The organism is Pseudarthrobacter enclensis, assembly GCF_030811655.1.
GTDB classification, from domain to species: domain Bacteria; phylum Actinomycetota; class Actinomycetes; order Actinomycetales; family Micrococcaceae; genus Arthrobacter; species Arthrobacter enclensis_A.
The window spans coordinates 1-19,626 of record NZ_JAUSRE010000026.1 but is presented as its reverse complement, the minus strand read 5'-3'; the positions used below and the strand labels follow the sequence as shown (position 1 = coordinate 19,626).

At 65.8% G+C, this 19,626-nt stretch carries 17 protein-coding genes; 7 read left to right on the top strand and 10 right to left on the bottom strand.

Annotation, left to right across the window (positions count from 1 at the left end):
• Positions 1-9 precede the first annotated feature (9 nt).
• The gene (locus tag J2X98_RS19330) at positions 10-1,212 is read left to right on the top strand and encodes a TerC family protein (RefSeq protein ID WP_307311454.1); all 1,203 of its coding nucleotides are present in this window, start codon (positions 10-12) and stop codon (positions 1,210-1,212) included.
• On the opposite strand, the gene eda is transcribed toward J2X98_RS19330, so the two are convergent.
• The 6 genes from eda to J2X98_RS19300 form a co-directional block, all read right to left on the bottom strand.
• On the bottom strand, positions 1,213-1,839 hold the full coding sequence (gene eda, locus J2X98_RS19325; RefSeq protein ID WP_307311451.1) for a bifunctional 4-hydroxy-2-oxoglutarate aldolase/2-dehydro-3-deoxy-phosphogluconate aldolase: 627 nt from the start codon (positions 1,837-1,839) through the stop codon (positions 1,213-1,215). It lies immediately after the preceding gene.
• Entirely contained in the window at positions 1,832-3,247 is a 1,416-nt protein-coding gene (locus J2X98_RS19320) for a mannitol dehydrogenase family protein (RefSeq protein WP_307311448.1), read from the bottom strand. The genes eda and J2X98_RS19320 overlap by 8 nt, the downstream gene beginning before the upstream one ends.
• 38 nt (positions 3,248-3,285) lie before the next feature.
• Entirely contained in the window at positions 3,286-4,221 is a 936-nt protein-coding gene (locus J2X98_RS19315) for a sugar kinase (protein WP_307311570.1), read from the bottom strand.
• A 32-nt stretch (positions 4,222-4,253) separates the two neighbouring features.
• Positions 4,254-5,465, bottom strand: a complete 1,212-nt coding sequence (gene manD / locus J2X98_RS19310) for a D-mannonate dehydratase ManD (protein ID WP_307311445.1) — start codon at positions 5,463-5,465, stop codon at positions 4,254-4,256.
• A gap of 81 nt (positions 5,466-5,546) precedes the next feature.
• Complete coding sequence (locus tag J2X98_RS19305; RefSeq protein WP_307311443.1) at positions 5,547-6,584, bottom strand: L-idonate 5-dehydrogenase; 1,038 nt, start codon at positions 6,582-6,584, stop codon at positions 5,547-5,549.
• A complete protein-coding gene (locus J2X98_RS19300; RefSeq protein WP_307311440.1) occupies positions 6,581-7,975 on the bottom strand; it encodes an MFS transporter in 1,395 nt (464 codons plus the stop codon). Before J2X98_RS19300 ends, J2X98_RS19305 begins: the two co-directional genes overlap by 4 nt.
• A gap of 195 nt (positions 7,976-8,170) precedes the next feature.
• Between J2X98_RS19300 and J2X98_RS19295 the strand changes: the two genes are divergently transcribed.
• On the top strand, positions 8,171-8,896 hold the full coding sequence (locus J2X98_RS19295) for a GntR family transcriptional regulator (RefSeq protein WP_307311438.1): 726 nt from the start codon (positions 8,171-8,173) through the stop codon (positions 8,894-8,896).
• 122 nt (positions 8,897-9,018) lie between these two features.
• Positions 9,019-12,684: a TM0106 family RecB-like putative nuclease gene (locus tag J2X98_RS19290; protein WP_307311436.1), complete on the top strand. Its 3,666-nt coding sequence runs from the start codon at positions 9,019-9,021 to the stop codon at positions 12,682-12,684.
• 29 nt (positions 12,685-12,713) lie between these two features.
• Here J2X98_RS19290 and J2X98_RS19285 read toward each other — a convergent pair whose 3' ends face one another.
• The 3 genes from J2X98_RS19285 to J2X98_RS19275 all read right to left on the bottom strand — a co-directional run bounded on the left by J2X98_RS19285 (position 12,714) and on the right by J2X98_RS19275 (position 15,404).
• Positions 12,714-13,085 (bottom strand): acylphosphatase, encoded by a 372-nt coding sequence (locus tag J2X98_RS19285; protein WP_373460929.1) that lies wholly within the window; start codon positions 13,083-13,085, stop codon positions 12,714-12,716.
• Between the two features lie 62 nt (positions 13,086-13,147).
• Positions 13,148-14,083 (bottom strand): pullulanase X25 domain-containing protein, encoded by a 936-nt coding sequence (locus tag J2X98_RS19280; protein ID WP_141943345.1) that lies wholly within the window; start codon positions 14,081-14,083, stop codon positions 13,148-13,150.
• A 259-nt stretch (positions 14,084-14,342) separates the two neighbouring features.
• Positions 14,343-15,404 carry an adenosine deaminase gene (locus J2X98_RS19275; RefSeq protein WP_373460928.1) on the bottom strand — a complete coding sequence of 354 codons (1,062 nt, stop codon included), beginning with the start codon at positions 15,402-15,404 and terminating at the stop codon, positions 14,343-14,345.
• A gap of 310 nt (positions 15,405-15,714) precedes the next feature.
• On the opposite strand from J2X98_RS19275, the gene J2X98_RS19270 reads away from it, so the two are divergent.
• A complete protein-coding gene (locus J2X98_RS19270) occupies positions 15,715-16,347 on the top strand; it encodes a LysM peptidoglycan-binding domain-containing protein (RefSeq protein WP_307311432.1) in 633 nt (210 codons plus the stop codon).
• 177 nt (positions 16,348-16,524) lie between these two features.
• Here J2X98_RS19270 and J2X98_RS19265 read toward each other — a convergent pair whose 3' ends face one another.
• Positions 16,525-17,112 carry a hypothetical protein gene (locus J2X98_RS19265; RefSeq protein ID WP_141943352.1) on the bottom strand — a complete coding sequence of 196 codons (588 nt, stop codon included), beginning with the start codon at positions 17,110-17,112 and terminating at the stop codon, positions 16,525-16,527.
• Between the two features lie 156 nt (positions 17,113-17,268).
• Here J2X98_RS19265 and J2X98_RS19260 point away from each other — a divergent pair, with 156 nt between their 5' ends.
• The 3 genes from J2X98_RS19260 (at position 17,269) to J2X98_RS19250 (ending at position 19,517) form a co-directional block, all read left to right on the top strand.
• A complete protein-coding gene (locus tag J2X98_RS19260) occupies positions 17,269-18,189 on the top strand; it encodes an MSMEG_6728 family protein (RefSeq protein ID WP_307311428.1) in 921 nt (306 codons plus the stop codon).
• Positions 18,190-18,192: 3 nt separating this feature from the next.
• Positions 18,193-19,053: an NAD-dependent epimerase/dehydratase family protein gene (locus J2X98_RS19255; protein WP_307311426.1), complete on the top strand. Its 861-nt coding sequence runs from the start codon at positions 18,193-18,195 to the stop codon at positions 19,051-19,053.
• A gap of 68 nt (positions 19,054-19,121) precedes the next feature.
• Positions 19,122-19,517, top strand: coding sequence for a DUF1622 domain-containing protein (locus J2X98_RS19250; protein WP_307311424.1), 396 nt, complete (start codon positions 19,122-19,124; stop codon positions 19,515-19,517).
• The last annotated feature ends 109 nt before the right edge of the window (positions 19,518-19,626 follow it).

Below are 19,626 nucleotides of genomic sequence, written 5' to 3'. Positions count from 1 at the left end.
AGGCCCGGCGTGGAAGTACCTGCGTATGTCTGGACCCTGACAATAGCGGGAATCGTAGGGCTGCTCGCCTTCGATTTCTTCTTCCACGTCCGGAAGGCCCACACGCCCAAGTTGAAGGAATCCGCCGCCTGGTCGGCGATCTACGTGGGCATTGCCGTGTTGTTCGGACTGGGCGTACTGCTCTTCGGCGGCCCTGACATGGGCACCGAGTATTTCGCGGGCTACGTCACGGAGAAGGCGCTGTCGGTGGACAACCTGTTCGTCTTCCTCATCATCATGGCCAGCTTCAGGGTGCCACGGGCGGACCAGCAAAAGGTGCTGCTGTTCGGCATCGTGTTTTCGCTGATCGCCCGGACGGTGTTCATTTTCCTCGGTGCGGCATTGATCAGCAGCTTCGCCTGGGTGTTCTACATTTTCGGGCTCATCCTGCTTGTCACGGCCGGCAACCTGCTCAAGCCGGACGACCACGACGACGATTCCGAAGGCCTGGTGGTCAGGCTCGCCAGGAAGCTCCTGCCCGCGTCGCAGCACTACGACGGCGACAGGCTCTTCACAGTGGAGAACGGCAAACGGGTCCTCACGCCGATGCTGCTGGTGATGGTGGCCATCGGCGGCACGGACATGCTGTTTGCACTGGACTCCATTCCGGCCATCTTCGGCCTCACCCAGAACGTGTTCATCGTATTCACTGCCACCGCGTTCTCCCTGATGGGCCTGCGCCAGCTGTTCTTCCTGATTGACGGACTGCTGGACCGGCTGATCTTCCTCTCCTACGGCCTGGCAGTCATCCTGGGCTTCATCGGGGTCAAGCTCATCCTGCACGCCCTGCACGAAAACACCCTGCCATTCATTAACGAGGGCGGGCACGTGAACGTGGTGGAGGTCAGCACCGGGGTTTCCCTGGGCGTGATCCTGGGCGTTCTGGTGGTGACCATCCTTGCGTCGATCTTCAGCCCCAAGGGCAAAGCCAAGAATGCAGTGTCCGGCGCCCGGCGGCACGCCACCGAGTACCTGGACCTCAACTATGAGACGGACATGGCCGAGCGCGACAGGATCTTCGCCAAAATGTGCCGCGAAGAAGACCAGATCCACAAGCTTCCCGAGAAGTACAAACGGCTGGTCCGGCACGAAACGGAGTTCATGGACCTGATCCACAGCGCCCACGCCGAGCATGACAAGGCCCAGGTGCGCGCCGCTGCCGCCGGGCGCTGACTAACGGGTGAGGGCTGCTGCGCCGCCGGCCAGGCTGGTGATCCGGCCCCAGTCCTTGGCCGCGACGGCGTCTGCCGGGGTGAGCCAACTGCCGCCCACGCAGGCCACGTTGGGCAGCTTGAGGTAGTCCGGAGCGGTGGCCAGGCTGATGCCGCCGGTGGGGCAGAACTGGACGTGCGGGATGGGCGCGCCAATGGCGGCCAGGTAGGGCGGACCGCCTGCCGGCCCGGCGGGGAAGAACTTCATCGCCTCCAGTCCGGCTTCCAGGACTGCCAGGACTTCGCCAACGGTGGCCACGCCGGGCAGCACCGGGACGTCCAGCGACAGCATGGAGGTGAGCAGCGCGGGGGTGATACCGGGGCTGACCAGGAATTTGGCGCCAGCCTGCACTGCCGCATCGGCCTGGGCAGGCGTGAGGATCGTACCGGCGCCCACCAGGATGTCCGGGACCTCTTCGGCGATCAGTTTCAGCGAGGTCAGTGCGGAATCGGTCCGCAGGGTCAGCTCGATGATCTTCACGCCGCCGTCCACCAACGCCCGTGCCAGGGGCACTGCGTCCTGCGGGTCGTCGATGGTGACCACCGGGATGACCGGTGAAACGCTGAGGACGCCTGACGCGTCAGCCATGGTTGATCTCATTTCCCAGGCCGTCCGGCCCGTTGGTTTCGATGATGCGGTACCAGTGGAGCAGCAGGTCCCGGAAGTCCTCGTTCCCCGCGAGGGCAAGGTCGACGACGGGCCGGAACCCCAGCAGTGCCGGCACCACGGTGTCCGCGGTGCGGTCCACGGGGAGCGCGGCCTGAAGTCCCTGCGCCAGGGGGTCGTTCAGGTCTGCTGCGGGAGTGCCGGCCACATGGTGCATCCACGCGGCAACGGCGAGCGCCGCCCACCGTGGCGCGCGGCCGGCGTCGAGCGTTCCCCGGACGGTGGTGAGCAGCCGCAGCCCGACTTTCTGTGAACCGTCGCTGCCCACCTTGGCCGTGGTGTGGCCCAGCGCCGGGTTGGCGAACCGGCGGAGTACCTCATCACAGTACTGCTCCCCGTCCAGCCCGGCTGGGAGGGTGATGCTGGGCAGTGCTTCCTCCAGCATCATGCGCCGGCAGGCGGTGTGGAACGGCTCCACGGCCACGGCATCGCTGATGGTTTCCTTGCCGGCGAGGAGGCCGAGGTAGGCCAGCATCGAATGGCTGGCGTTGAGCAGCCGCAGTTTGGCCGATTCCCAGGCGGCGACGTCGTCGCTGAACAGGGCTCCGGCGTCCTCCCAGCGCGGGCGGCCTGCGGGGAAGTTGTCCTCCATGACCCATTGTTTGAAGGGTTCGGCCACCACGGCCGCCTCGTCCCGTGCACTGAGTTCATGTTCGATGGCGGCCAGGTCGCCTTCGGTGGTGGCAGGCACCATCCGGTCCACCATGGTGGACGGGAACGTCACGTTGTCCCGCATCCACGCCAGCAGGGGTCCGCTTTCGGCCGCGGGCAAGGCCGCCGCAAAACCCGTGGCGAGGGTCGCCGTCAGTTCCCCGTTGGCTGGGAGGTTATCGCACGAAAGCACCGTGACGGGTCCGGCGCCGCCCGTTGCCCGCTGCTGGAGGCCGCGGACGATCTGCCCGATGGCGGTCACCGGCGGCCGGCCGGCGAGGTCCGCCTGGATATCCTCGTCCGCCACATCGAGCGTCCGCGTTTGAGGATCGAACCGGTAGCCCTTCTCGGTGATGGTGAGTGTGACGATTTTCGTGGACTGTGCGCCGATCCGTGCCACCACCCGTTCGGGAGTGTCCCGGCCGGAGATGGCTTCGACGATGCTGGAGACCACCCTCAGTGGGACGGCGCCTTCGCCGCGTTCGGCAACGGTGAAGAGCCCGTCCTGCGGTACCAGTTGGCGGGCCACAGTATCCGAGCGCTGGGTGACGCCGACGATCCCCCACCGTGGATCATTGGCAGCCAGCATCGCGTCCTCAGTGAAGACGGCGGTGTGGGCCAGGGCGAAGGCGCCCAGGCCCAGGTGGACGATCCCGGGCTGCAGTTTCTCCCGCGGCAACAGGACCTGATGGCCGGTGGCGGCAACGGATGAAGAACTCAGGAGTGCGATGACACTGCCCCTTCCACGGCATGCGCGGACGCCGCGGCGTGGGCACGGGTCTGCTCGAAGGTGGGGATGAAGCCGGTGCCGCCCTTACCGCCGACCACCAATGAAGACGCCGCCGCACCGTACCGGGCCGCCGTCGGGAGGTCGTCGCCCAGCACCAGGCGTGCGGTGAGCGTGCCCACGAACGCGTCCCCGGCGCCGGTCTGGTCCACCACCGCGGGTGCCGGAATGGCCGGGACCCACACGGAGTCCACGCCCGAGTCGAGCTGGACTCCCTTGGCACCGCAGGTGACTGCCACATTGGCGGCCCCCAGCGAGCGCAGTGTGGCCACGGCTTCGGACGGAGTGGACACCCCCAGCAGGGCTGCCGTCTCGCCCGGGAAGGAAGGCGTCACCATGAACGCCAGCGGGGCAAGTTCGGTCAGTGCCGCCGCCGCGTCCGCCACGGTGGTGAGCCGGGGCCGGAAGTTGGGATCGTAGACAAAACGGGCGGCCAGCGAGGCGGCCTTAACGACGGCGGCGCGTGCCGTCGTCGAAATGGCGCAGGCGATGCCGCCGGCCACCACCGCGCCGGCCGAGCTGAACACCGTGGGGTCCACGTCGTCCGGTCCGAGGGTGGAGCCGACGCTGCCGCTGCGGGCGTAGGAGAATTCGCGTTCGCCGTCGGGGTCGCTGTGCACCAGGTAGACGCCCTGCTGCCCACGGCGGAACTTCAACAGGCGGGTGGAGATGCCCAGCTCGGCGATCCGGCCTGCAATGGCCTGCCCCAGGTCGTCGTCGGTGAGCACGGACAGCAGCCCCACCCTGGCACCCGCTGCGGCGGCGGCTGCGGCCACGTTAAGGGCGTCGCCGGAGATGCCCAGCTGTGCGGGCACGCCGTGGCCGAAGGGCTGGTCGGTGGCGACTTCGACGAGGATCTCGCCCATCACCACCACATCGAAAGCGTCGTGAATCCCGTTCACCAGTCGTGCACCGATCCGTCCAGGCGCCGGTTCACCGGCAGGTACTTAGGGTCGAAGGGGAAGCGCGCGGCGGCTTCCTCGTTGAACTCTACGCCCAGCCCCGGTGCGTCGCCGGGGTGCATGTAGCCGTCGTTGAAGCTGTACGAGGTGGTGAAGACCTCGTTGGCCGGGTCACGGTGGCCCATGTATTCCTGGACGCCGAAGTTCGGGATGGACAGGTCCACATGCAGCGCCGCGGCGAACGAGACAGGGGACAGATCGCCGGCGCCGTGCGAGCCCGAACGGACGCCGTAAAGGTCCGCGAGGGAGAAGATCCGGCGCAGGTGCGTGATGCCGCCGGCGTGCGAGACCGACGTGCGGATGTAGTCGATCAGGCGCTCGGTGATCAGCTGCTGGCAGTCCCAGATGGAGTTGAACACCTCACCGACAGCGATGGGCGTGGTGGTGTGCTGGCGGATCAGCCGGAACGCGGACTGGTCCTCAGCCGGCGTCGGGTCCTCGATCCAGAACGGCCGGTACTGCTCCAGCGAGGCGCCCAGCCGGGCCGCCTCAATCGGGGTGAGGCGGTGGTGGACGTCGTGCAGGATGTGGACGCCGTAGCCGAACTGCTCGCGGACGTGGGCCATCATCTTCGGTGCGAAGTCCAGGTACGCGGTAGTCTCCCAGGCGTCTTCCTGCGGAACGTTGCTGCTCGCCGGCTCATAGAGCATTCCGTCCACCGGGGCGATGCCGTAGGTCTTGTCGAGCCCGGGCACGGCGGCCTGGGCACGGATCGCCTTGTAGCCCAGGTCCAGGTGGTGCTGGAAGTCCGCGCTGAGGTCCTCCAGGCTGCTGCCGCTGGCGTGGCCATACACCATCACGCCTTCGCGCGCGGCCCCGCCGAGAAGTTCGTAGACCGGCATGCCGGCGGCTTTGCCCTTGATGTCCCAGAGCGCGACGTCGATCGCAGCGATGGCGGTCATTGTTACCGGTCCGCGGCGCCAGTAGGCCCCTTTGTAGAAGTACTGCCAGGCGTCCTCGATCCGGCGGGCGTCGCGGCCGATCAGCAGCGGGCAGAGGTGGTCGCTGAGGTAGGACGCCACTGCCAGCTCGCGGCCGTTGAGGGTGGCGTCGCCGATGCCGGTGATGCCGTCCTCGGTTTCAATAACGAGCGTGACGTAGTTCCGTCCGGGCGACGAAACCACAACCCGTGCGTCGGTGATCTTCACTGGGAGTCCTTCAAATGGTGGTGAGCGATGCAGGTCGCCGTAACTGTCGTTTTGGGACCCCAAAACGACAGTTACTGCTACTTAATTGGGCTGGCTGGTGGAGAGACGGAGCATGACCTTGCTGCTGCCGACGGCCGGGTCCGCGGCGGTCTGCATGGCTTCCTCGGCATCGTCGATGCCGAACGTGTGGGTGATGACGGGCGAGACGTCCAGGCCGTTGGCCATGGCTTGCAGGGCATCGGTGATCTCGTCCACGAACCGGTAAGAGCCGATCCAGGTGATTTCCCGGGTCACCAGGTCGCCCAGCGCGGAGGCCGCGGGCGCGCCGGGCAGATTCCCCACTTGGACGATGGTGCCGCCGCGGGCCGTGGCCATCAGGACGTTGCCCAGCACTGCCGGGATGCCGGTGGCTTCGAAGACCAGTTCCATGTCTGCCGGCAATGGATTGCGGGCGACGTTGAGGACCTCATCCGCCCCCATGGCCTTGGCGATTTGCAGCGACGCATCGCTGATGTCCGTGGCGATTACGGTCCGGGCCCCGGCATACTTGGCGGCCGCGGTTACGAGCGATCCGATGGGTCCCGCACCGTTGACCAGGATGTCGCGCCCTTCGAGATTGCCCGCCCGGCTGACGGCATGCATGGCGACGGCCAGCGGTTCGGCCAGTGCGCCCCGGAGGGTGTCGACGCCGTCGGGCAGCGGACGGACCTGGAATGCCTTGGCGAGCTTGCGTTCGCTGAAGCCGCCGTCCGTGTGCGGGTCGAAGGCCGCCGAGCCGAAGTAGCGGATCTGCGGGTACAGGTTGGTGCGTCCCCGCAGGCGCTCCGGCATGGTGCCGTCCCCCACCAGTTCGGCCGGGTGCACCGTGACGGGCTGTCCCACCTCAAGGTGGTCGACGCCGGCGCCGAGCGCAGCGATCCGGCCCGCCACCTCGTGGCCCAGGACGAGCGGTGACTTCAGCGCCGCCGTCCCCGACGCTCCGTGGCGCCAGTACGAAAGGTCGCTTCCGCAGATGCCGCCCCATTCGACGTCGAGCACTACTTCCCCGGGCCCCGCTGCCGGCTCGGGCCGCTCATCGATGCGCAGGTCGTTGGCCCCGTGGACGACAACGGCTTTCATACGGCGTCCTCAAGGCGGACCATGTCGCGGCCGCGGACCTCCGGGCCGACGGCGGCGGAAACCAGGGTGATCAGCGAGTAGCCGATCAGCATGGCGGCGAGGGGCCACCAGTGCCCGGTGACTGCGGTGAGCGTGGCTGCCAGGATGGGCCCGATGGCGGTGGCCAGGATGCCGCCGATTTCCTTGGCGAGGGCCAGCTGGGTGAAGCGGGTCCGGGCCCCGAAGAACTCGGCCATGGTGACGCTCTCCATGGCGAACAGGCCCAGCACGCCGAGGTTCAGGCCGATCACCATGGCGACAGTGATAACGGCGGCGTTGCCGCTGGTGATCATCAGCATCATCGGGACGGCGTACACAGCGGTCAGGGCGCTCAGCACCAGGTACAGCGGGCGGCGGCCGAAGCGGTCACCCAGGAGCCCGACCAGGGGGATGGTGATGAAGCCAAGCAGGGAGCCGTACATGATGGCGTTGGTGCCCACGGTCTTGTCGGCGAGCAGCACGGTGGCCAGGTAGCCCACCAGGAAGGTCTGCACCAGGCCGGAGTTGCCGGCCTGGCCGAAGCGCAGGCCCAGGGCGATGAGGAACGACTTGCCTTTCTTCTGGTGCAGGGCGGCCTCGATGGTGCTGGTTCCGGCAAGCGCGGGGGCTTTCGCGGAGTTCTTGATCTTGTCCTTGGTCAGGGCCACACCATCCACGACATCGGCGCGCTGTTCAAAGACCGGGCTTTCCTTGATCGAGCGGCGGATCCAGATAGCGAAAATCATGATCAGGAAGCTGGCGAGGAAAGGTATTCGCCAACCCCAGCTCAGCAAGTCCTCCTGGGAGAGCGAGGCGACCAGGATGGCCCATAGGGCCGATGCGCCCAGGGTGCCCGAGTTGGTGCCAAGGCACACCAGGGAGGAGATGATGCCGCGGCGGCGGGCGGATGCGAATTCAGCGAGCATGACCGTGGCGCCGGCGATTTCCGCCCCGGCGCCGAAGCCCTGGATGAGCCGCAAGGCCACCAGCAGGATCGGCGCCCAGATGCCGATCATGGCGTAGGTGGGAAGCACGCCGATCAGGGTAGTGGAAGCGCCCATCAGGGCGATGGTGATGTAGAGGACCTTCTTGCGGCCGATGCGGTCACCCATCCTGCCGAAGTAGACGGCACCGAAAAGGCGGGCCACGTAGCCCACGCCGTACGTTGCCATGGCTGCAATCAGGCCGATGACGGGACTGACGTCGGGGAAGAAGATCTTGTTGAACACGATGGCGGCCGCCAAGGAGTACAGCTGGAAGTCCATGAATTCCATGGCGGTGCCAAGCCAACCGGACACGGCCACTTTGGCGAGATCGCGAGTGTTGCCGGCCTCAGCTTGTGGACTGGTGGGCGGCGCGATGCTTTCGGTCATCAGTTGCTCCTTTGCATGTGATGCTGTCGAAGGGGGTTAAGTCCATTGGAGGAGAGAAGTGAACAGCTGAACCGCTGTGGTCTGGATCGGGCCCGCCTCAGCCCCCGGACGAGGCGGAAGTAACCAGCAGCACCTTGATTCCAACTACCATACAAGCACTACCATTCTAGTGTGTCAACAGGTTAGACTGGTTCCATGGCAACCGATAAACGAGACGATTCCCGGCGGCTTTCGGTGCGAGACCAGACTCTTGAAACGCTGCGCCGCCGGATCATCTCATTGCAGCTGCCCCCCGGAGAGCCGCTGTCCGAGAACGAACTGGCGCAGGAACTGGGGGTCAGTCGCACGCCGGTGCGTGAGAGCCTGATACTTCTGCGCGAGGAAGGTCTGGTCCAGGTCTTCCCGCAGATCGGTTCCTTCGTCTCCCTAGTGGACTTGGGCCGCGTCTCTGAAGCTCAGTTCGTCCGGGAGGCGATCGAGTGCGCTTCCCTAAGAGACCTTGCCGCGGACAGCGCAGGCATCACCGGCCTGCGGGAGATTCTCCGGGCCCAGTCTGATGCGGATGCGTGCGGTGACGTCGAGGAATTCTTCCGACTTGATGAGGACTTCCACCGGGAACTCCTACGTCTGGCCGGACATGAGTCCGCTTGGGCCGCAGTCAACTCCGCCAAGGCGCACCTGGACCGGGCACGCCGGCTGAGTTTGCTGGACACCAGGCCTGTCTCCACGCTTATTGAGCAGCACACTGCCGTTGTGGACGCGCTGGAAGCGCACAATTTGTCCGATGCGGACAGCAGGCTGCGCCTGCATCTGCGTGCCGTATTCGAGGACGTCCAACGCATCCAGGAAGCGACTCCGGAGCTGTTTTCCGATGGCGCCGCACGGCGCCCTTCACGACGGAGCGTTACACGCCTCGCCTAGCAACAGCTTTTCAGGGCCGCCGGCCCGACTCCCGGCCGGGAGCCTTTGTCAGTCCCTCTTGCTACGTTTGATTCCAGGCTGGGGAAACCGTCCCCCGGCCCGCCAACAGTTGGGGAGGCCACGTGTTTCTGCTCGACGCCGCCGGCACTGATTCGGGCTCCAGTCCCCCGCCGGACCTGGTCTTTTCGGCCAGCGACCTGGTGGCTGCGTCCGAATGCGAGTACCGCACGCTCCGGATACTGGACGAAAAGCTGGGACGCTCCCCCAAGGCCGAGTTTCCCGCCGACGAAATGCAGAAGCGTGCCGGCGAGCTGGGAGACCGGCACGAGCGCACGGTGCTTGCCAGTCTCGTAGAGAAATACGGCGAGTGGGACGCCAGCCGCGGGTCGGGCGTCTACGCCCTGGAACGCGGCCAGACCCTGCGCAGCGACCTTCAGGCTAAACATGCCGAAACAGAGCTCGCCCTCCGGTCGGGAGCGGACGTCGTCTTCCAAGCCACCTTTTTCGATGGCGAATTCCTGGGCTACGCGGACTTCCTGGTCAACGAGGCCGCAGGCACCGGGGACCCGGGCCGGTACGAAGTCTGGGACACGAAACTTGCCCGGCACGCCAAGGCAGGCGCGCTTCTTCAGCTGGCCGCGTACGGCGACCAATTACTGGGCATGGGGCTGGACCCCTCGCCGGTCGTCACGCTCGTGCTGGGCACCCGCGTGGGAGAGGACTGGCTGCGGAGCAGCCACTCCCTGCCGGACCTGCTGCCCGTCTTCCGCGAGCGACGGCGGCGCTTCCGCCAACTCACGGCCAGCCACCGCGCCGCCGAGGCAGTTGTGCAGTGGCAGCAGCCCGGCGTCGTCCATTGCGGACGGTGCGACTACTGCGCGGAACAGGTGAAACTCCACCGGGACCTGCTGATGGTAGCCGGCATGTCCGTGGTCCAGCGGCGGAAACTCCATGCAGCGAACATCACCACCATCGACCAACTGGCGGCGATGCCCGCCGCCCAGGCAAAAAACTCCGTGGTCAGGCTGCGCGCCCAGGCGCGGATGCAACTGGGCCTGGATTCGGTGGCCGGTTCCCGCACGTTTACGAAGGACGGAGAAACACGCACGGTTTCCTACACCGTCCTTCCGGACAACACCATCCGGGATCTTCCCGCCCCCAGCAGGGGAGACATCTTTTTCGACTTCGAAGGCGATCCGTTGTGGCAGGACCCTGCCACCGGCGCATGGGGCATCGAGTACCTCTTCGGCGTCATCGAGGCACCGGTTGAAGGGGATCAGACAGATCCGGTCTTCCGGCCGTTCTGGGCGCACTCCCGCTCGGAGGAGCGCCGCGCATTCCTTGGCTTCCTGGACTACGTGGAACAGAGGCGTGCCGTCTACCCGGACATGCACGTCTACCACTATGCCCCGTACGAGAAGACGGCTCTCCGCAACCTCTCCCTGGCCCACCAGGCCGGTGAGGACATCGTGGACGACTGGCTGAGACAGGGTCTGCTGGTGGACCTGTACGCCACGGTGCGGCATTCCGTCCGCATCTCGGAAGCGTCCTACTCCATCAAGAAGCTCGAACCGCTGTACATGGGAAACAACCTGCGCTCAGGGGATGTCAAGGATGCAGGCGCCTCTGTTGTGGCCTATGCCGCCTACTGCGCCGCCCGGGATGAAGGGCAACGGGATGAAGCCGCTGCCATCCTGGCTTCCATCTCCGACTACAACCAGTACGACTGCCTCTCCACGCTGCGGCTGCGGGACTGGCTGCTGCAGATCGCTTCCCAGGCCCCCGCAGGCGCCCAGTCCCCCACGGAAGATCCTGATGACGGGTCTTCGGCAGTTGCTCCTCTCGCGGGTCCCGCAGCCGACGGATCCCCGGTCGGACGGAATGAGACCCAGGAAGAACGGCGCCTTCGCGAGTACCTGGACGAACTGCCGGACAACCGGCCTTGGACGAACGACGAGCGGGCCCTTGCCATGGTCGCTGCCGCCACCGGATATCACCGGCGCGAGCGGAAGCAGTTCTGGTGGCAGCACTTCGACCGCGTCGAGGCGCCGCTGGACAGTTGGTCAGACCAACGGAACGTGTTCATCGTTGAGTCCGCCGAGGTCTCTTCCGACTGGGCGCTGGCGAAGCCCACCGAACGGATGCGGACCCGGGTGCTGCACCTGCGCGGCACCATGACGGAGGGTTCCGATTTCCGTCCCGATTCCACGTGGTGCCGGCTGTACGATCCCCCAGCCCCAGACGGCATGGCCGGCTCAAACGCAGCGCCGAGCACCCGGGCGTATACCTTCAAGACCCGCATCGACGAGCTCAAGGCAGCTCCCGACAACCCGGAACACACCATCATCACCATCTCCGAGAAGGAGTCCAGGAAGGTCGCTGCCTACGCGCACCTTCCGGTAGCGCTGACCGAGGACACCCCGATACCCACGGACAACATCGAGGCCGCCATAGCTGACATAGCCCGGGTAGTGGGAGCCTCGGCGCCCACCCTTCCCGCTCAGCCGGCATTGGACATCCTGCGCAAGCTGCCACCGCGTTTCCTCTCCCGCCCGCGGCCGGTGGAAGTGGCGCGCGGGGAGGACGCCGAGGCAGATTATGCCGGCGCCATCACCGAGTCCCTGCGGGACCTTGACCGCTCCTACCTGGCCGTCCAGGGCCCTCCGGGTACGGGAAAGACGTTCGTTGGCGCCCATGTGATCGGCAGGCTCGTGGCCGAGGGCTGGAAGATCGGCGTGGTGGCCCAGTCCCACAATGTGGTGGAAAACCTCCTGTGCCGGGCCATCCAGACAGGCGGGGTGGACCCGGCTGTCGTGGGCAAGAAACTAAGTTCTCCTCATGATGTTCCGTGGCAGCTAACGGCGGAAGGAGATGTGGGCCGCCTGCTGTCGGCCCCGGGCGGCTGCTTGGTGGGCGGCACGGCGTGGACCATGACCGGCAAGGAGGTGCCTGCCGGGTCCGTTGACCTCCTGGTCATTGATGAGGCCGGCCAATTCTCGCTGGCCAACACGCTCGCCGTGTCCCGCTCTGCCAAGAGGCTGCTCCTGCTCGGGGACCCGCAGCAGCTTCCGCAGGTTTCACAAGGAGCGCATCCGGAACCAGTTGATGAGTCCGCCCTGGGATGGCTCGCGGCCGGACACGCCACCCTTCCGCCGAACCTGGGTTACTTCCTTGCCGACACCTGGCGCATGCATCCGGAGCTGTGCCGGGCCGTATCCAACCTCAGCTACGAGGGGAAGCTGAAGTCCGCTCCTGCCGCGTCCCTCCGCGAACTGGAAGCCTTCGCGCCCGGTGTGGAGACAGTCTTCGTATCCCACAGCGGAAACACGACAGCTTCAAAAGAAGAGGCGGATGAAGTTGTCCGCCAGGCCCGCCGGCATCTGGGGTTGAAGTGGATTGCCGGCCCCGGCAGCGCGGCGCGTCCGCTGGAACAGCAGGACCTGCTGGTAGTGGCCGCCTACAACGCCCAGGTCCACCTCATCCGCAAACAACTGGCAGAATCGGGACTGCCCGAGGTCCGCGTGGGGACAGTGGACAAGTTCCAGGGCCAGGAAGCACCGGTGGTGTTGGTGTCCATGGCGTGCTCTGCGGTGGCCGAAGCACCGCGCGGAGCAGAGTTCCTGCTCAACAGGAACCGCATCAACGTTGCTGTCTCCCGCGGCCAGTGGCGCGCGGTGGTGATCCGGTCCCCGGAACTCACTAATTACATGCCGCACAAGCCGGCGGCGCTGGAGGAACTTGGAGCCTTCCTCGGCCTGAGCCCCCACGAGCGGGCCGCCCAGCAGTAGTCTTCGGAAGCAAGGCGGCCCGGAGAACGTCAGTGCGCGCGGAAACCCCGGAGGTTTCCCTCCGCTTTCGAAAGGGAACTGTCCACCCGCTCCACGCTGCCCGGAGTCCGGTCGGAATTGAGCCACTTCAGGAGCTGGTGGACTTTGCGTTCCGGGCCTTCGGCAATCACGGACACGGAGCCGTCGTCGAGGTTCCGCACCTCTCCGGAGAGCCCAAGCTCTTCAGCGGTGCCCATGGTCCAGTAGCGGAAGCCGACACCCTGAACCATCCCGAAAACCCGGGCGGCCAGCCGGACATTCTGCCCTGAACCTTCAGGCGCCGGGTTGTCCTGCGCTGAACTTTCATGCCGGCCCATAATGGCCTCCTCGTAGGACAGCGTCCCTGGCCCGCTGGGTTGCACGAACCGATGTTCCGGGAACCCGAAACGGCAGCCCGTGCAACCCGGCTGGGTGGAATGGCTGGTTAGTTGATGGTGATGTCGCGGGTGGCGTGGTTGTAGCGGATGGTCACCGTGCCGCCGGCGTGGTGCAGTTCGTGGTTCGGGCCGTCGAACGTTCCGAACGCGCCGTAGTTCTCATCCCACGAACGGTTCAGTGCGATCTTGAAGGTGTAGTAACCGGCGGGAAGCTCCGCGCTCTTCTTCCACAGCTGGTCCAGGAAGTCGAACTCCATCTGTGCTTCGTCGTACTGTGGAGCCCAGTTCTCGGGGGCGCCAAGGATGATGTTGAAGTCACCGGCAACGGCCACAGCTTCAGGCTGCGGAAGGGTTTCCACATCCGGGCCCTCGAACGGCTCGGCGGCAGCGGCCTCGGCAGGAGCCGCCGCTTCAGCCTTGTCCTTCGAGGAGGACTTCTTGCGGACGGCCTTCACCACCGGCTCGACGGCATCCTCCAGTGCCTTTGCTGCCTTGCCCACAGCGGAAGCCGCCTTCTTGGCCGGAGCCTTCCGGGTGGTCTTCTTCGGTGCTTCTTCCTTGGCCGGAACCTCCAGCGTCGCGGCTGCGGCGGAAACGGGACGCTCGAATCCTTCGGGAGCCGTGGGAACGGGGGTGTCGGCAGGGACCGGGGTGCCGGCGTCGAGCGCTGCGGCGAAGGAATCCACGTCCGGGAAGGCGACAGTTGCGCGCATGCCGTCTTCGGTGATGGTCCAGCCGGAACGGCCCTTGATCAGCCAGCCGGCCTTGACCAGCTTCGCGGTGGCAGAGGTAAGGGTCTTGTGGCCGCGCGGGATGCCGCCGCTGAGGAGTTCGGCCTCGTGCTCGTTGAACGGCACGCGGGCAGTGGCTTCCGCCAGGACCTGGCCAGCATTGAGTGCATCGCCGGACCACACGCCTTCGGTCAGGACATCCAGGACGGTCTTGAGTCGAAGGTAGGTGTTTTCTGCGGTGGACTTGGCCATGATTCCCCTTATATAAGCGATCGGTCTTAGGCATCTTGCCAACTGCCCGTTAAATCGCGCGACTTTAATTGGTTAACTCTGCGTGTCGTGACCGACTGTGAAGCGGATGGTGCCGCAAGTGAGGCGGAGGTCTCGGGTAAGGGCTGTCTGCATAACCCTCAAGCGCTGACATGGGTGCTGCCCTGCACTCCCCAGACACGCCTGCGGCACTTAGTTTACCGGGCGCGGACGCCTGCTGTTGCGCATGACACAGAAGTGGTCAGTCGGCCACTTCCCGCCCGTTCAGTTCCGCCAGCAGTTCCGCCTTGCGCTCCTCGGATGCGAACGAGGAGTGGATGGAGTTCGCTGCCAGCCGTGCCTTGTCGAAGTCGGAGAGATCGAACGCAGCGGTCAACTGTGCGAAGTTGTCATCCACGTAACCGCCAAAGTATGCAGGATCGTCCGAGTTGACGGAAACATTCAGCCCGGCAGCGAGCATGGCCGGCAGGGGATGGTCCGCAAGGGTGTCCACTGCGCGCAGCCTGACGTTGGACAGGGGGCAAACGGTCAATGGAATCCGCGCGTCCACGAGGCGTTCCACCAAGTCGGGATCGTCCATGCAGCGGATGCCATGGTCGATCCGCTCCACACCCAAAATATCCAAGGCTTCGGTGATGTACGACGCCGGGCCCTCCTCCCCCGCGTGCGCCGTCAGCCGCAGGCCTGCTTCCCGCGCCTTGGCGTACAACCTTTCGAACTTGGACGGCGGGTTTCCCACTTCGGCCGAGTCCAGCCCGATGGCGCCGATGGGCGCGTTCATGGCCAGCAGCCTGCCCAGGACTTCCAGGGCCGAGTCCTCGGGCAGGTCACGCAGGAAGGCCGCGATCAGGATGGTGGAGATGCCGTATTCCTCCTCCGAAGTCGCGAGCACCGACGCCACACCGCTGACGCATGCTTCGAGGGGAATGCCGCGGGAAAGGTGCGCCTGCGGGTCCATCATGATTTCGGCGTGCCGGACGCCGGCTGCCGCAGCACGCTCCAGGTATGCGCGGGTCATGTCGGCGAAGTCCTGCTCGGTGCGCAGTACCGCCATGTTCGCGTAGTAGAGGTCAAGGAACGACTGCAGGTCCGTGAACTCGTACTTTTCGCGGAGTTCCTCCAGCCCGGAGTAGGGCAGCTCAATACCGTTGCGCTCGGCGAGGGCAAAGATGAGCTCGGGCTGCAGCGTGCCCTCGATGTGCAGGTGGAGTTCGGCCACCGGGAGGGGCTTGGCGGGAACGGCGGTTTCCGCAGCGTCCACGTTGGTTTCGGGCATGGTGCTGCCAGCGGCTAAATTGTCCATCCGGACAGGATAATGCCCCTCCCGGCTTCGCGCCCGCCCGCGCGATAACGCGCTTACGAGGGGAGGCGCCGGGGGCGTCCCGGCCCACACCCAACACGCCCGCCGGAATCTCGATTTGATAACGCAGAAACGATGTCCTAGCGTGAAATGCATGCCCGTTCGGCGGGCTTTTTGATTGCCCGGTGCTGCCTCCACCAGAACTGCCCAGCGGCAGCCACCGACAGTGACCTCTATTCGTCAGGGGCGGGCAGTGGCGCGACGATCTCCGGGGACGGAACCAGCGCTGGTGGCCTTCAGGAGCATCACCATCATGAAAAACACCAAATTCCGTACTGCCGCACGCCGCGGAGTCACCTTGGCCGCCGTCTCCGCGGCAGGTTTGGCACTCTCAGCCACGGCGGCCAACGCAGCCACCCCCACATCCACCTGGGATGCACTCGCCCAGTGCGAAAGCGGCGGGAACTGGTCCATCAACACGGGCAACGGCTTCTCCGGCGGCCTGCAGTTCACTTCCAGCACCTGGGCAGCCTACGGCGGAACCGGGTCCCCGGCGAACGCCAGCCGTGAACAGCAGATTGCTGTAGCCGAGCGGGTCCAGGCCTCCCAGGGTTGGGGCGCCTGGCCGTCCTGCTCGTCGCAGCTTGGACTGAGCGGCGGCGGCGGAGCTCCGGTCCAGAGCGCTCCGGTGCAGAGTGCCCCGGTCAAGGTCCAGAGCGCCCATGTCCAGAGCGCCCCGGTAAAGCAGGCGCCGGCGCCGCGGCACGCGACGTCCGTTCCGCTCAGCGGCGAGACTTACACCCTGCAGGCCGGGGATACCTTGAGCATCGTCGCCGAGAAGCTGGGCCTCCAGGGCGGCTGGCAGCACCTCGCGGATGCGAACCTGGACACTATTTCGGATCCGAACCTCGTATTCGAGGGACAGGTCATTCAGCTCCCCGCCTAATACCAGCGGATGTTCCATCAGCGGCCTTGGCCGCACCGCCTTTTCAACGCGACACAGACAGGTCGGCGATAGACAAATTCCGTTGACCAAAAACGACGCCGGCACACCCCACAAGGGATGTGCCGGCGTCGTTCTTTAATTCCTCAGCCGCTGCCGGAGCAGGCAGCCAGCCTGCGGTCAGCTGGCGTGCAGTTCGCGGACGATCCGCACCTTCCAGGCCGACTCGTCGCTGGTGTCCAGCAGCGCAACCGTGCCGTGGGCGAGGTTCAAGGCAACCCGCTTGACGGCCAGCAGCTCCAGGTAGAGGTGCTCGTTCATGCGGGTGGGGGTGTCGATCATGTACTTCACGGCGTCGCGCACCTTGCGGTAGTTGGCGCTCCGTTCCCGGTGCATGTGCAGCTCCAGGGCGGAGCGCTGCTTGAGCCGGGGCTCGTGCCGGTTGAGCAGCGTCACGGCAGCGTGGACAGCGACAACAAGGGTCAGTGAGACGCCGTAGATCCACCAGCCACTTCCCAGCAGGAACAAGGGCAGGTTGCCAATCGCCACGAGCGCTATGACAACGCGGAGGGCGGCTATCCGGCGCACAGTCCTGGCAACAGTGGCCATGCCATCGCGGAAGCGGTGCTGGTCTTTGCGGGCGGCGGCAGGATCGATGGTGAACTCGTCGAGAACCAGGATTCCCTGGGCTTCCGGGCCCAGCATCTGCCCGTAGCGGGGCAGGGCGGTGCGGGATGGGCTGACGGCTTTGTTGGGTGTAGATGTCATGAGTGAGCTTCCAAAACGCGGGGGTGGTTGCGGTGATCTTAGTGGTTTAACCTGAAAGACGTATGCAGGCGTCCATTATTTGGACATACGCGACCCTTGCGTGTGGCCGCAGGCACAGCAATTGGCACTTCCGCCGGGGACCGTCAGACTGAAGAGATGCAAACCTTCCTTCCGTACCCTGACTTCCGCCAAAGCGCCGCAGCCCTGGACACCGCACGGCTGGGCAAGCAGCGGGTTGAAGCGCTGCAAACCCTGCGCGCGCTGGTCATTCCGGGCTACGGCTGGCAAACCCACCCGGCCATCCGGATGTGGATGGGCCACGTGCCCGCCCTCACCATGTACGGCCTGGCCATGGTGGACGAATGGATCGAACGCGGCCATCCGGACAACACCCGTGCGAACATCGCGGAGTTCGCGCCGCAGGCAGCCCACCCGGACTACGCGGCCAAAATCGTCATGCCGCCGTGGCTGGGTGACCCCGACTTCCATTTGAGCCACCGCTCCAAGTTGGTGCACAAGGAACCCAAGTTCTACACCCCTGTCTTTCCCGACGCGATCCCGGACATGGACTACGTCTGGCCCGAGCCCCGGCACGAGTTCCTTCCGCAGGAACCGGAAGAGGACATTCTCTGGATCCTGCGGGAGCCACATGAGGACGTCGACCCCCAGTCCCTAAGGACGGTGGCTCTGCCGCCCGTGAACCGGAGCGCAGCCGCCGCTGCGGCAATGACCGCCGGGGATGACGGCTACTCCCCTGTCTATGTTGAAGACGGCTCCCGCCGGCCGTCCCGCGCCCCAAAGAAGGCACCGCCCAGGCCGCAGGCGAAGAAACCCACGCGCAAGCGGTTGGCACAGGAGGAGGCTTTCCGGACCCTTCCCGGAAAGACACCCGTGGCGGTTCCGTTCGAGAACGGGGCAAGGTTCGCTGTGGGACAGGTCGTGGGGCGCCCCATCACCCTCGATGACGGCCGTTTCGGCAGGAACTTCGAAGTCACCGAGATCGTCGACCGGTCCGCATTCGCCTACCCGGCGCTGCTGCAGGATCCGCGCGTCTTCTTCCCGGTGGAGGCACCGTAGGCAATGACGATTCTCTTGGCCGGATGCGGCGACCTTGGCACCGAGGCAGGGCTGCGGTTTGCAGCCCTGGGCCACCGGGTTGTCGGGTGGCGCCGGTCCCCGGCGAAACTGCCGGCCGCAATCGAGGGCGCCGCGGCTGACCTTACCGCTGGGAACCTGCCGCCTGTCCCCAAGGATGCCACCGCCGTCGTAATCGCTGTTGCCGCGGATTCACCCACTGAGGACGCATACCGGGCCGCGTATGTACGCGGAGTGGAAAACGTCCTTGCTGCCCTGAAGCGGGATGCTGTGAGCCCCGAACGGATCATCTTTGTGTCCTCGACGGCGGTGTACGGGGATGCGGGCGGCGGATGGGTGGATGAGTCCACGCCGGCCGATCCCGGCGGTTTCTCCGGCCGTGTCCTGGTAGAAGCCGAGGAACTGTTGAAGGCCAGGCTTGAAGGAACCAGCACTATCGGCGTCTCGGTCAGGCTGGGCGGCATTTACGGGCCGGGACGGACCCGGCTGATCGACCAGGTGCGGAGCGGGTCGGCAGTCATTCCCGAGGACGTCCGGTACACCAACCGGATCCACCGCGACGATGCTGCGGCAGCCCTCGTTCACCTTGCCACCATGGATGCTGCACCCGCGCCCATCTACGTGGGTGTGGACAATGAGCCTGCCGACCTGGGCAGCGTATTGCGCTTCCTGGCAAGCGAACTCGGCCTTCCGGCACGGCGGGTCGGTGACGCGGGGCCTGCCCGTGGGGGCAACAAGCGCTGCCGCAACGACCTCCTGCGCAGCACCGGGTTCACCCTGGCGTTTCCGACCTTCAGGGAAGGGTACAGGGACGTTATAGCGGGGAACGGCGTCCGCCATCCGTAACTGGTCGGCCTTCCCTTAGTCACTGCCGGGCTGGTTGCGGAGACGCCTGGCCCGGGGTAGGGCAGGGAATGGACTTTCGGCAGATCATAGAGACGGTTGGGCAACTGGTCGACTTCGCAGGAGTGGCGGTCATGGTCATCGGGGCGGTGGTCTCCCTCCCGCTGGCGATCCGCGGTCATCAGCCCCGGCAGCTCCCGCCAGGCACTGGGAAGCTGAGCTTCTACCGCTCGTACCGGCAGCTGCTGGGCAGGTCCATCCTGTTGGGCCTTGAGCTGCTCGTCGCCGCCGACATCATCCGGACCGTCGCCGTCACCCCAACGTTCGTCAGCGTGGGCGTGCTGGCCATCATCGTGCTCATCAGGACGTTCCTCAGCTTCTCCCTTGAGCTGGAGATCACCGGGCGCTGGCCGTGGCAAAAAGAAGCCTCTGCGGCCCGTTCCGGTTCCACCGCTTCGGCGGCCTAAGCACTACTTGCCCAGGTTTTCCACATAGGGGTTTTGGGTGGTCTTCATTGTCAGTGGTGGCTGGCAGAGTGGGGTTATGGAGGCCATTGGGGAGGATCTTGGTGGGGCG

Coding starts and splice junctions, on each gene's coding strand:
- J2X98_RS19300 (WP_307311440.1), bottom strand. CDS start 7,975: ATGACCGAAAGCATCGCGCCGCCCACCAGTCCACAAGCTGAGGCCGGC.
- J2X98_RS19305 (WP_307311443.1), bottom strand. CDS start 6,584: ATGAAAGCCGTTGTCGTCCACGGGGCCAACGACCTGCGCATCGATGAG.
- J2X98_RS19255 (WP_307311426.1), top strand. CDS start 18,193: ATGACGATTCTCTTGGCCGGATGCGGCGACCTTGGCACCGAGGCAGGG.
- J2X98_RS19250 (WP_307311424.1), top strand. CDS start 19,122: ATGGACTTTCGGCAGATCATAGAGACGGTTGGGCAACTGGTCGACTTC.
- J2X98_RS19270 (WP_307311432.1), top strand. CDS start 15,715: ATGAAAAACACCAAATTCCGTACTGCCGCACGCCGCGGAGTCACCTTG.
- J2X98_RS19315 (WP_307311570.1), bottom strand. CDS start 4,221: ATGGGCGAGATCCTCGTCGAAGTCGCCACCGACCAGCCCTTCGGCCAC.
- J2X98_RS19295 (WP_307311438.1), top strand. CDS start 8,171: ATGGCAACCGATAAACGAGACGATTCCCGGCGGCTTTCGGTGCGAGAC.
- J2X98_RS19265 (WP_141943352.1), bottom strand. CDS start 17,112: ATGACATCTACACCCAACAAAGCCGTCAGCCCATCCCGCACCGCCCTG.
- J2X98_RS19275 (WP_373460928.1), bottom strand. CDS start 15,404: ATGGACAATTTAGCCGCTGGCAGCACCATGCCCGAAACCAACGTGGAC.
- J2X98_RS19260 (WP_307311428.1), top strand. CDS start 17,269: ATGCAAACCTTCCTTCCGTACCCTGACTTCCGCCAAAGCGCCGCAGCC.
- eda (WP_307311451.1), bottom strand. CDS start 1,839: ATGGCTGACGCGTCAGGCGTCCTCAGCGTTTCACCGGTCATCCCGGTG.
- J2X98_RS19280 (WP_141943345.1), bottom strand. CDS start 14,083: ATGGCCAAGTCCACCGCAGAAAACACCTACCTTCGACTCAAGACCGTC.